The sequence below is a fragment of the Catellatospora sp. KI3 genome, from assembly GCF_029948125.1.
Classification (GTDB): domain Bacteria; phylum Actinomycetota; class Actinomycetes; order Mycobacteriales; family Micromonosporaceae; genus Catellatospora.
Genome location: NZ_JASAMB010000005.1, coordinates 353006 through 364030, shown reverse-complemented (window position 1 = coordinate 364030; position 11025 = coordinate 353006). Strand labels below are relative to the sequence as shown.

At 72.2% G+C, this 11025-nt stretch carries 11 protein-coding genes; 6 read left to right on the top strand and 5 right to left on the bottom strand.

Annotated features, from left to right (window positions below; genetic code table 11):
* The first annotated feature begins 60 nt into the window (after positions 1-60).
* Together QEZ54_RS11795 and QEZ54_RS11790 are read left to right on the top strand one after the other, a co-directional pair.
* The gene (locus QEZ54_RS11795) at positions 61-330 is read left to right on the top strand and encodes a hypothetical protein (protein ID WP_281304586.1); all 270 of its coding nucleotides are present in this window, start codon (positions 61-63) and stop codon (positions 328-330) included.
* Positions 331-373: 43 nt separating this feature from the next.
* A complete protein-coding gene (locus QEZ54_RS11790; protein ID WP_281304585.1) occupies positions 374-940 on the top strand; it encodes a DUF3592 domain-containing protein in 567 nt (188 codons plus the stop codon).
* A gap of 62 nt (positions 941-1002) precedes the next feature.
* Here QEZ54_RS11790 and QEZ54_RS11785 read toward each other — a convergent pair whose 3' ends face one another.
* Positions 1003-3558 (bottom strand): M91 family zinc metallopeptidase, encoded by a 2556-nt coding sequence (locus tag QEZ54_RS11785; protein ID WP_281304584.1) that lies wholly within the window; start codon positions 3556-3558, stop codon positions 1003-1005.
* Between the two features lie 210 nt (positions 3559-3768).
* On the opposite strand from QEZ54_RS11785, the gene QEZ54_RS11780 reads away from it, so the two are divergent.
* On the top strand, positions 3769-4503 hold the full coding sequence (locus QEZ54_RS11780; RefSeq protein WP_281304583.1) for a hypothetical protein: 735 nt from the start codon (positions 3769-3771) through the stop codon (positions 4501-4503).
* On the opposite strand, the gene QEZ54_RS11775 is transcribed toward QEZ54_RS11780, so the two are convergent.
* Together QEZ54_RS11775 and QEZ54_RS11770 are read right to left on the bottom strand one after the other, a co-directional pair.
* Positions 4500-6302: a hypothetical protein gene (locus QEZ54_RS11775; protein WP_281304582.1), complete on the bottom strand. Its 1803-nt coding sequence runs from the start codon at positions 6300-6302 to the stop codon at positions 4500-4502. The genes QEZ54_RS11780 and QEZ54_RS11775 overlap by 4 nt on opposite strands.
* A gap of 264 nt (positions 6303-6566) precedes the next feature.
* Positions 6567-7868 carry a lysine N(6)-hydroxylase/L-ornithine N(5)-oxygenase family protein gene (locus QEZ54_RS11770; protein ID WP_281304581.1) on the bottom strand — a complete coding sequence of 434 codons (1302 nt, stop codon included), beginning with the start codon at positions 7866-7868 and terminating at the stop codon, positions 6567-6569.
* Positions 7869-7958: 90 nt separating this feature from the next.
* On the opposite strand from QEZ54_RS11770, the gene QEZ54_RS11765 reads away from it, so the two are divergent.
* Positions 7959-8909, top strand: a complete 951-nt coding sequence (locus QEZ54_RS11765; RefSeq protein WP_281304580.1) for a methionyl-tRNA formyltransferase — start codon at positions 7959-7961, stop codon at positions 8907-8909.
* Between the two features lie 55 nt (positions 8910-8964).
* Here QEZ54_RS11765 and panD read toward each other — a convergent pair whose 3' ends face one another.
* Positions 8965-9378, bottom strand: coding sequence for an aspartate 1-decarboxylase (panD, locus tag QEZ54_RS11760; protein WP_281304579.1), 414 nt, complete (start codon positions 9376-9378; stop codon positions 8965-8967).
* 87 nt (positions 9379-9465) lie between these two features.
* On the opposite strand from panD, the gene QEZ54_RS11755 reads away from it, so the two are divergent.
* On the top strand, positions 9466-10470 hold the full coding sequence (locus QEZ54_RS11755) for an ABC transporter substrate-binding protein (RefSeq protein ID WP_281304578.1): 1005 nt from the start codon (positions 9466-9468) through the stop codon (positions 10468-10470).
* Positions 10471-10647: 177 nt separating this feature from the next.
* Complete coding sequence (locus tag QEZ54_RS11750) at positions 10648-10797, top strand: hypothetical protein (protein ID WP_281304577.1); 150 nt, start codon at positions 10648-10650, stop codon at positions 10795-10797.
* Between the two features lie 63 nt (positions 10798-10860).
* On the opposite strand, the gene QEZ54_RS11745 is transcribed toward QEZ54_RS11750, so the two are convergent.
* Complete coding sequence (locus QEZ54_RS11745; protein ID WP_281304576.1) at positions 10861-11016, bottom strand: hypothetical protein; 156 nt, start codon at positions 11014-11016, stop codon at positions 10861-10863.
* Positions 11017-11025 lie beyond the last annotated feature (9 nt).

Below are 11025 nucleotides of genomic sequence, written 5' to 3'. Positions count from 1 at the left end.
GGTGAGGTGGTCGGCGGCGTCACCCGCCGCCGACCACCCGGATGGAAACCACGAGTGGGTATGCCCAAAGCACCGCCCCCGCGCCGCGCCACCTTCGACGGCGAAGAGTTCATCCTGCTCAGCCCCGACGAGTACGAGCGCCTCGACGCCTCGCGCCGCCAGGTCGGCGCCGCCCTGGCCCGCGTACGGCAGGTCAGCCATGCCCTGGGCACCGCGCGCACCGCCCTGGACGCGGTCGACGCGGTGCTCGCCGACGCCGGCTGCGCCTGCGCGGGCACCGGGACCTGCGCGGTCTGCCGGATCCGGGCGGCTCGCGGGGGCGGCCCGTGACCGGGGCAGCGGCCGTTGCGGACATCCATTACCGTGCCCGGTCATGGAAATGCCAACGGGGGCCTTCTTCGCCCTCTTCTTCATCATCCTGCTGATCATCGGCGGCACGGTCGTGTGGGGCGCGATCCGGGGTGCGCAGAAGGTGGCGCGCTCCCAGGAGCTGCGCGCGGTCGGCCGGGAGACCACCGGCACGGTGGTGGACAACCAGATGGAGTCCCATTCGAGCCACCACAACGGCCACCACCACAGCAGGCTCACGTTCCGCCCGGTGATCCGCTACCACGGCCCGAACGGCGAGGTCACCGCGATCGGTCCGGCCGACAGCAGCCGCTCGTTCGTCGTCGGCACCACCGTGCCGATCCGCTACCACCCCGACAAGCCCGACCAGATCGAGATCGTCTCCGGCCAGGGCCGGGGCTCCGGCGGCGTCGGCGGCATCGTCGTGGGCATCGTCGGCGTGGCCATGCTGGTGCTGATGGCCACGTTCGCGTGCTCGGTCAAGCAGGGCTTCGACAGCTTCGACAACCAGCGGGACCGTTCGAACCCGGGTTTCCCGTTCGACGACAGCACGGGCTGCACCGTCGAGGGCACCAGAGTCGTCTGCGACTGATCGCCGTGCCGGCCGATCCGGCGGCAGGGGCGTCCCCGCCGGTCACCGGCGGCTGACGGCCCTCAGCCGAGGTCGACCCGCACCGTCAGCGAGCCGGTGTTGTCCGCGTAGAAGCCGGGTTCGCCGTGGAACGACGAGGCGTCGGCGAACCCGATGACCAGCGAACCCGCCCCGGCAGGGGCGACGAACCGCTGCAGCGCCCCCGCCCCGGTGCGCCCGTCGCCGATCGCGAACAGCTCGCCCAGCCCCGGCCGCAGCTCGGCCAGCTCCCCCTGCCCGGTGGCGTCCACCGCGGCCGGGGCCCGGCCCGCGGCGGCCGCCGGCAGGAACACCCCGACCAGGAACAGCGACCGGTTGTGGTGCACGATCCCCGAGATGCCGTTCACGCCGGTGATCTCGGTGTCCGGGAACTGGGTGCTGCCGCCGTCGGCACCGTCGACAGGCTCCCCACCGGCCGGGCCGACCTGACCTTCGACCAGCGGGAACGTGACCACCGCGCCGCCGTCCACGGTCAGCTTCAGCGGGCGGGTCCCCGCGCCGCCCGGCAGCGACGCCACCTCCGCCGGCCCGCCGAGGTAGACGTCGGCGGTGGCGGGCAGCAGGACCGCGTCGCCCGGCTTCGGGCCCGCCGCGAACACCTGCCCGGCCAGGGCGGACGCGGCGAAGGCGGGGTGGCCGGTGCGGCTGACGTCGTACACGCAGTCGGCCAGGGCGTTCGGGGCGGTGACACCGGCGCGGGCGCAGATCGCCTTCGCGGCGGTGGGGTCCGGTTCGGGGCCGGTCTCCCGCTGCGGGAACGCGCGGTCGGTGTAGTCGGCCGTGCTCTGGCCCTCGGAGTAGGTGAACAGCGAGGTCGCGTCGGTGACGCGCCAGCTGTCGGCGAAGGCGGGGTACAGCGCCTCGTACGACGGCTCGCCGTCGGGCAGCGCGGCTCCGTCGCGTACGCGCAGCTCCTTGCCGAACAGGCCCACCGAGTCGGCGTGTGCGGGCACCGGGTCGACCGAGACGTCCAGGCCGAGGCCGGCGACGGCGTACACGTACGCCGTCGAGCCGTCGGGCCAGGTCGCGGAGACGACCGGGCCGGCGTCGCCCTGCTCGATGCGCACCTGGCCGCCGTGGCCCAGACCGGACACGGCGTCCGGCCGCGGCACGCCGTCCACCAGCACCGCCACCCCCGCCGGGGCCAGCTCGACCTGGACCCGGTCACCGGCCACGTCCATCGCCACGGCCGTGTTCACGGCCAGCGTCTTCGAGTCGCGGTACGGCTGCTGGCGCACCTGGACCGCGAACCCGCCCGCCGGGTCCCGCAGCGCGGTGAACTCCCCCGCCGCCTGGAAGTCGTAGCGGCGGCCCGCGAGCGTGACCAGGTGCGGTTCGCCCTTCGACTGCGGGCAGCCCCGGTCGGTGCAGCGCGGATCGGTCGGCCGCGACGGACGGCACTCCCCGGTCGGCAGCGGCTGCTTGCCGTAGTGGTCCCGCTCCGGCAGGCCGAGCGCGCGGCGCAGCAGGTTCTGGGCCCGGGTCGCGTTCACCTCGTTGATGCCGATGCCGGTGTGGTGCTCGCCCGCGGTGATGCACTCGTGGTGGTCCTGGGCGCCGCGGCTGTCCTCCCAGGCGTGGTACATCTCGTGGTAGAGCGAGGTGCAGGGGTCGGCGCTGCCGCCGCCGCCGGTGTAGGCGTGCCGGTCGTCCGGGTTCCAGTAGATGATCATCAGGCTGGTGCTGGCGCCGCCCTCGTGCGTGACGCCGTCGACCGGCACCTCCAGGATCACCGTGACGTCGGGGCCGAGCAGGGTCGACAGGATCCCGGCCGGATCATGGCCGGGCTGCTGGAACGTGGCCAGGCAGCCGTCGTACGCCCCCTGCAGGTCCGAGTCGGCGATCTGGACCACCGCCTCGGCCGGTCGCGGCTGCCAGCCCGGCGCGCCCAGCGCCGCGAGCAGCAGCAGCGCCGCGACGGCCGCTCCACGGCGGCGGCGCCGCAGCAGCCATACCACCAGGACCAGCAGCACGAGCACGACGGCGCCGGCGGCCGCCCACAGCAGCCGGCCGCGCGTGCCCGTACCGTCCTGTGCCGACGGTGCGGCCGCTGGTGCGCTGGTGCCGGTGCTGACGCACAGCGGCGGTCCGGACTCGACCGCGACGGGGACCGAGTAGGCGACCTCCAGTTTCAGCGCCGCTGCGGCGCGCACCGGATAGAGCAGGCCGGTGGGCGCGACGGGCCCGGTGTAGGCGACGTTCTCCAGGGCGTGGCCGGTCGGGCCGACCGGCACGACCGGCAGTTCCAGGTCCAGCGACCGGCCCGGTTCGAGGGTCTGCAGCCGCTGCGCGATGACGGCGGCCAGGGGCTCGTCGAAGCCCGGCGTGAACACGATCGGCGCGGCGGCCTGACCGTCCTGGGTCAGCGCGGTGACCGCGACCGTGCCGAGCGGGGTCGCGGCGACCTGGCACGGTTCGGTGCCCTGGTTGGTCAGGGTGACGACCGGGGCCAGCGGATCGTCGGCCCGGACCGTCACCGCCAGGCCTCCGTCGGCCGCCTGCGCCGGTGCCCCGGACAGCAGCACGGAGCCGAACGCCAGGGCCGCCGCGATCGCGCGCACCGTCATGAACCACCGCATCGCAGTCCCCCCATCAACCGATCTCGGGCGGGCACAGCGTACGAACTGGACGTCGATCAGGTCCATGGGCGCGAAGTCGGCTTGCCGACGCTCACGTCGACGGCATCCGACTGCCTCCGGTCGCCGGGCAGCGTCCACATCGGCCGCAGCGTCGGGGCGGAGCAGGGCTAACATACCCCGGTACCGATCGATTCGACGGAAGGTTCTGGTGTGTTCGGCCTCGCGGCTTCGATCCTGGAGATCCTGTACAACGCCACCACCCGGCTGCTGGACAAGCGGGAGGTGAGCCGCGACGGCGGGGTGGCCCGTGCCCTGCTGGAACTCGTGCTGCTGCTGCAGGAGATCAGCGTGCGGGGCAACCGGATCCTCGGCCTGGCCCGCCGCTTCGCCGACCGCACCGCCGACGACGCGACCGCCGGGCAGTTCGACCAGGCCCTGCAGGAGCAGGTCGCCACCCTCACCGAGCTGCGTACCGCGGTCGCCGGGGCACGGCCGCTGCTGGCGACCGTGGACCCGGCCGTCTACCTGCAGCTGGCCCCGTTCCTGGACGCCAAGTCGGGGCTGCTGACCCGCTGGGAGCAGCAGCGCCGGACCAGCGGCTTCTCCACGACCACGCTGTTCTTCCTCGACCACGAGGCGATCGACCGCGTCGCCGCGACCGGCCGCGAGGGCGCCACGGTCGACGGCCTCGCCGCCGACCGGGCCGACCTGGTCATGGCGATCGCGGACACGATCCGGCAGGCCCGGACCACCGAGGTCCGCGACATCCGCCGCCTCGACGAGGCGCAGTCGGTCCGCCTGCTGGCCGAGATCGGCGGCGCCCAGACCGACCTCGACCGGGCCGGCGAGCTCTGCGTGCAGCTGCTGGCCTCGATCGAGGCGGCCGTCGGGTCGACCGGGATGGCGAGCCTGCGCCGCGACCTGCTGAAAGGCTCCCGCGGTTAGTCGTTCGCGCCGGTACGCCGCAACTCGTAGTCGCGCGGGTACACGCCGAGGGTGGCGAAGGCGAGGGCGCCGACGTCCGTCGCGTGCAGCGACACCTGCTTCATGCCGAGCTGGGCCGCCAGGGCCTCGGTGTTGAACATCAGGCGGCGGAACAGGCCGCCGCCCTCGCCGGACGGGATCCGTATCTCGTCGATGGCCAGGTCCCCGTCGGGGAACGAGAACCGGAACTGCATGAAGGCGAACTTCCCCGACGGCATCGCCACCCGGATGTCGACGCTGCCGCCGCCGTCGGGGTAGAACGAGACCTCGGCACTGCCGTCGGGGACACCGCGCAGCAGCGTGGCCGCGAAGGTGGCCGGGGTGACCGGGACCCAGCCGCGCCAGGCGCCGAGCAGCTCGTCGTCCAGGCCGATGACGGTGAGGGCCGGCTCCAGCCGCAGGAAGTCGTCGACCGACAGCCGGGCCACGGCACCGCGCTCGTCCACCTGCGGCTGCAGCCACGACCGCGTCAGCAGGTCGCGCGTCGAGGCGAGCCGGGCCTCGGCGACGAGGTCCAGCCACAGCGGATCGTCGCGCCACGGCGGCAGGCCGACCTCGTCCTCGGCCAGCTCCCAGGCCCGCTGCCACCAGTGCACCGCCGCCAGCGGGCGCATGCCCAGCCGGGCCGCGCCCATGATGAAGCAGCGCAGCTGCAGCAGCGTGCCATCGGCCTGGCCGTTGAAGCGCGCCACCGGATCGCGGCCGAACCACTCGACGTCGCGCATCATCTCGCTGTACGCGACCAGCGGCGGCATCCCGGACAGCCGCATCGGGATGCGGCTGTCCAGCACCGCGTCCGGCGGGACCGGCTGGAAGACGAGGTCGGTGCCGGTGATGATGAGCGGCAGCGCCTCCGGGCCGCCGCCGACGACGAACTCCAGCGCGGGCGAGCCGTCCGGGGCGTACATGCGCTGGACCCGCAGCAGGTCCTTGGCGGCGACGTGGGCGGTGTCGCCGATCGCCGGTACGTGCATCGCGACACCCGCCCCGGCCGCCGGGTCCCCGAGGACCGCCACCCGCGCCTCGGGCACGGAGGCGAACGCGGCCCGGACCTCCTCGACCGACAGGGACGGCACAGCCTTCGGCTGCCTCACGACCGGCACCATCGACGCGACGGTGGTGCGGGTCCAGGCCGGGGGCGCCCCGACGACCGTCTCCAGCTGCCAGGCGTACACGCTGATGGTGGTGGTCAGCTCGTACATGTGCAGCTCGTAGGCGAAGAAGCTCATCCTGAGGTGGTGGCCCGCCCGGGTGTGGTAGGGCTGCACGTCGGGCGAGGAGACCAGCCCGGCGGGCAGGTACGGGTGCTCGGCGTGGAACTGCCGGGCGTCGCGGATGAAGAACCCCGCCTGCCCCGCGCCTGGCATGAAGACCGGTGCGACCACCGGGCCGCTGATGTCGCGCCCGGAGTACAGCTCGGCCAGGATCTCCGCGTACGCCAGCGGATCCAGCCCCCGCAGCAGCCTGCGGCCGAGTTCGCGGAACTGCGCCACCTCGTTGAGCAGCACGACCCGGCCGTCGTCGAGCCACACGTAGCCGTAGGCCTGATCCGAACCGGGCAGGTCGCCGCTGAGGTGGATCCGCACCGCGTCCGTCACGCAGTCGGACTGGGCGATCAGCCACGGCGCCGACCGCGCTCGCATGCCTCCGCGCCTGGTGTCCAGCCGCAGCTCCGCCTGGTCCCCGGTGATGCGCTCGACCCTGTCGCCGGGGTAGAGGATGTCCCGCTCCACCAGTGCCGCGATCTCGTTGGCGCGCATGCGTTCCCCCGTCGGTTGTGCTCACCGGCCGCGAGCCGACGCGTCCGTGCTCACCGCACGATGCTGTCGCGACAGCCTCCGGTCCTGACAGGACGGATGATAAACGGCGGCGGGCGGCGCACGGCCTCGCGGTGGAGCGCTGACGGGGCTGGGTCAGGTGGTGGCCGGTGAAACGCCGCACTTCACGAACCGCCATCGCCCCAGGAGGACGGCCCGGAGCCGCGTGCCGCCCAGGCGGGTGGTGCGTGGGCGGCAGGCCGGAGGTCACGCGGCGGCGGCGACCAGGCGGTTGGCGTCGCGGCTCGCGATCGACTGGGCGATCTCGCCCGCCCGCACCGCCACGTTCGACAGCAGGGTGCTGCTCAGGCCGTGGGTGTGCTCGGTCGCGCCCTGTACGTAGATCCCGCAGGCCAACGCCTCCGAAGTCGCGATCCGGTAGTCACGCTCGATCCGCAGCCGCCCGTCCGGCCGGGTCAGGCACTCCTCGGCCAGCTCGCCGAGCAGCCGCCGGGGGTCGCCGCTGGTGTACCCGGTCGCGCAGATGATCGCGTCGGCGGCCAGCTCGGTGCGCGCCCCGGTGGGCAGGTGCTCGATCACGGCGGTCACCCCGTGGCCGTCGCCGACGGCGGTGACCAGCCGGGACACGTTCATGATCCGCAGCCGCTCGGTGTGGTGGATCTTCTCCTGGTACGCCCGCCGGTACAGCTCCACGATCAGCTCGGTGTCCACCACGGAGTAGTTCGTGCCCGCGTGGTAGCCGTGCAGCAGCTCCTTGACCTGCTCCGGCGCACCGTAGTAGTCGTCCACCGCGGCCGGGTCGAAGATCCGGTTGGCGAACGGGGTGTCGTCGGCGGGCGTATAGCCGTACTTGCTGAACAGGGCGCAGATCTCGGCACCGGGGAAGGTGCGGTGCAGGTGGTCGGTGACCTCGGCGGCGCTCTGCCCGGCCCCGACCACGATCACGCGGCGCGGGTCGCGCAGCCGGTCGACCCGGTGCAGGTACTCGCTGCTGTGCCAGATCCGCGGTCCGGCGGCCACGGTCTCCGGCAGCCGCGGCTGCAGCCCGGTGGCGACCACGAGGTTGCGGGTGCGGACGCGCCGCAGCACGTCCGCGCCGCCCACGGCCCGGTGCCGGACCTCGACGTCGCAGGCGGTGACGACGCCCCCGTCGCGTACCGGGCTGACCGCGACGACCTCGCTGCCGTAGTGCACCTGGTCGGCGAAGCGGCGGGCGGCCCAGTCGAGGTAGTCGTGGAACTCCACCCGGGACGGGAACATCGTCTTGTGGTTGATGAAGTCGACCAGGCGGCCCCGGTCCTGCAGGTAGTTCAGGAAGCTGAACGAGCTGGACGGGTTTCGCATCGTCGCGAGGTCCTTGAGAAACGACACCTGCATGGTGGTGCCTTCGATCAGCAGACCGGGGTGCCAGGAGAAGACGGGCTGCCGTTCGAAGAAGACGGCGCCGCCAGGCCCGCCCCGCTCGCGTAACGCGATGGCGAGGGCGAGATTGGACGGCCCGAAGCCGACACCGACGAGATCGTGAACTTCGTCTGCCGAGGTGAACATGAGTCCCTTCCAGGTACCGCCAGCGAGAGCTAGATTAGGCTACCCTAAGCAAGGTAAGCCTTGCCTGCATACCGCGTCTAGAGGGGTGTCATGCGAGTCGTCATGTTCGGATACCAGACCTGGGGTCATCGCACCCTGAAAGCGCTACTGGAGGCGCCCGAGCACGAGGTGGCGCTGGTCGTCACCCATCCACCGAGCGACCATGCGTACGAGCGGATCTGGAGCGACTCTGTGGCGGAGCTCGCAGCCGAGCACGGGGTCCCGGTGCTGCTGCGCAACCGGCCCGACGACGAGGAGCTGCTCGACCGCCTGGCGCAGGCGCAGCCCGACGTCATCGTCGCCACCAACTGGCGTACGTGGATTCCGCCGAAGGTCTTCCGCCTGCCCCGCCTGGGCACGCTCAACGTGCACGACTCCCTGCTGCCGAAGTACGCCGGGTTCTCGCCGCTGATCTGGGCGCTGCTCAACGGCGAGCCGGAGGTCGGCGTCACCGCGCACATGATGGACGACGAGCTGGACGCCGGTGACATCGTGCTGCAGCGCGCGGTCCCGGTCGGCGCGCGCGACACCACCACCGACCTGTTCCACAAGACCCTCGAACTGTTCGGGCCGATCACGGTCGACGGGCTGGCGCTGCTGGCAACGGGCCGCACCGACTGGACGCCGCAGGACCGTACCCGGGCCAGCTTCTTCCACAAGCGGGCCGAAGAGGACAGCCGCATCGACTGGACCTGGACGGCCGAGGAGATCGACCGGCTGGTCCGGGCGCAATCCGACCCGTACCCGAACGCCTTCACCTTCTATCGCGGCCAGCGCGTGCGGGTGGTCCAGGCGTCGGTGTCGCGCGGCGTCTACGGCGGCACGCCAGGCCGCGTGTTCATCCCCGAGGACGGCGGCGTGGTCATCGTCGCGGGCGCACAGGCTCGCCGCGGCACCAGCCACGGCCTGCGCATCGAGCGGGTACGGCTCGACGACGGCACCGAGCTGGCCGCCCGCGACCTGTTCCGGACCATGGGCGGCTACCTGACGAGGGCCGCCTGAGCAGGGCGGGGCGGGCACCCGGCCCGGTGCCCGCCCCACACGCCTTCCGGCCGGGTCAGACGAGGGCGCCGCTGCGCTGGTCGAGCGCGCCCGGGACCGGCTCGGCCGGGTCGGCGCCCAGCGCCACGATCCGGTTGAACCCGTCGACGTGCACCACACGGGGGCGGTGCCCGTCCACGTCGGCGGCGTCGATCTGCTGGAACGACATGATGATGACCAGGTCACCGGGTTGCACCAGGTGCGCGGCGGCGCCGTTGATGCCGATGACGCCCGAGCCCGCCGGCCCCTCGATCGCGTACGTGGTGAGGCGGGCGCCGTTGGTGACGTCGACGACCTGCACCTGCTCGCCCTCGACCAGGTCGGCGGCGGCCATCAGCGTCGAGTCGATGGTGATCGAGCCGACGTAGTGCAGGTCGGCCTGGGTGACGGTGGCCCGGTGAATCTTGCCGCCGAGCAGTGTGCGCTGCATGAGACATCCTCCGAGGAGAGCAAGTTAGGTAATGCTATCCTAAGTTCCCCCTCGAACCCCTGACTACCCCTTGTGAACGGAGTAACCATGAGTTCCGCCCTCACCCGCCGTGCCGCGCTGGCCCGGATGGCAGCCGCGGCAGTGCTCGCGAGCAGTCTGCTCGCGGCGTGTTCGTCCACGCCGGACACGGCCGAGCCGAGCGCCTCGGCGCCCGCCGCGGCGTTCCCGGTGTCCGTCGAGCACAAGTTCGGCTCGACCACCATCGCGGCCCAGCCCAAGCGCGTCGTCACCGTCGGCTGGAACGACCAGGACTTCGTGCTCGCCCTGGGCGTCACCCCGGTCAGCACCCGCGAATGGTTCACCGAGTACCCCACCTACCCGTGGGTGGCGCAGGCTCTGGGCGGGGCGAAGCTGCCCACCTTCTCCGCTGAGATCAACTACGAGGCGATCCTGGCGCAGCAGCCGGACCTGATCATCGCGATCTACGAGACGGTCACCAAGGAGACCTACGACAAGCTGACACAGATCGCCCCGACCGTCATCCAGTCCAGCGCGTACCCGGACGAGCAGACGCCGTGGGACGTGCAGACGCTGACCACCGGCAAGGCGCTGGGCAAGGCCGCCGAGGCGCAGGCATTAGTGGACGAGGTGAACGCGAAGGTCGCCGCGGCCAAGCAGGCGCACCCCGAGTTCGCGGGCAAGACGCTGGTCGTCGACTACGGCCCGGAGAACGGCCTGCACTGGCTGATCGGCGCCGACGACCCGCGCCGCGCCCTGTTCGACGCGCTGGGCTTCGCCACCCAGGACGCCAAGGACGAGATCAGCGAGGAGCGGCTGGACCTGCTCGACCGCGACGTGCTGGTCGTCATCGGCGCGACCAAGGCCGACAGTGCCAAGTCGGCCGTCTTCTCGCGCCTCAACGTGGTGAAGACCGACCGCACCCTGTACACCACCTTCGAGACCCCGCTGGCGGGCGCACTGTCCTACAGCGGCCCGAAGGCGCTGCTGTACGCGCTGGACATCCTCGTGCCGCAGCTGGCCGCCGCCGCCGACGGCAGCCCCGAGACCGCGGTCAAGGACCTGTCCAACTGACGCACCTCACGAGAAGGGGGCGGCCGGTCGGCTCGCCCCCTTCGGCGATTCCGCCGGTCCGGTCGTCCACGGGGCTAGCTGCGGCTTCGCACGTGTCAACACTCCCGCGTTCGCTTGGCATGGCTAGCATGTGAGCGCATCCCCCCGATGGGACCGTGTCTCACGACCGGAGGTTTCGTGGCCACCTGGGTACGACTGACGAGCACGGAACTGCTCGCGGCAGGCAATCCCACCAAGAGCCCGTTCGGTCAGTTCTTGTTCTGCGCGGCAGCCGTGGCGCTTGCGGTCGGATTGCTCGTCTACGCGACCCGCGGTGACCGCCGCTAGGCTTGCGGATCCCAGTACGCCCGGAGAGGGCGGCACCGGCCGCCCTCTCTTCGCGCGTCCGGGTCAGTAGTACTCGCAGAAGTCCGGGCCCGGCATGTAGCTGCAGTCTTCCGCGACGGGCGGGGCGGCGACGGCCGCGGTCGGCACCGCCACCACGGCAACCGCCATCGCGAGAGCGGCGAGAAGAGCACGCAAATTCATCGAGACCTCCGAATACATGAATGGACT

Excerpts from the sequence above, each read along its gene's own strand:
- QEZ54_RS11795 (WP_281304586.1), top strand. The coding sequence starts at position 61 with ATGCCCAAAGCACCGCCCCCGCGCCGCGCCACCTTCGACGGCGAAGAG.
- QEZ54_RS11790 (WP_281304585.1), top strand. The coding sequence starts at position 374 with ATGGAAATGCCAACGGGGGCCTTCTTCGCCCTCTTCTTCATCATCCTG.
- QEZ54_RS11785 (WP_281304584.1), bottom strand. The coding sequence starts at position 3,558 with ATGCGGTGGTTCATGACGGTGCGCGCGATCGCGGCGGCCCTGGCGTTC.
- QEZ54_RS11775 (WP_281304582.1), bottom strand. The coding sequence starts at position 6,302 with ATGCGCGCCAACGAGATCGCGGCACTGGTGGAGCGGGACATCCTCTAC.
- QEZ54_RS11770 (WP_281304581.1), bottom strand. The coding sequence starts at position 7,868 with ATGTTCACCTCGGCAGACGAAGTTCACGATCTCGTCGGTGTCGGCTTC.
- QEZ54_RS11765 (WP_281304580.1), top strand. The coding sequence starts at position 7,959 with ATGCGAGTCGTCATGTTCGGATACCAGACCTGGGGTCATCGCACCCTG.
- panD (WP_281304579.1), bottom strand. The coding sequence starts at position 9,378 with ATGCAGCGCACACTGCTCGGCGGCAAGATTCACCGGGCCACCGTCACC.
- QEZ54_RS11755 (WP_281304578.1), top strand. The coding sequence starts at position 9,466 with ATGAGTTCCGCCCTCACCCGCCGTGCCGCGCTGGCCCGGATGGCAGCC.
- QEZ54_RS11745 (WP_281304576.1), bottom strand. The coding sequence starts at position 11,016 with ATGTATTCGGAGGTCTCGATGAATTTGCGTGCTCTTCTCGCCGCTCTC.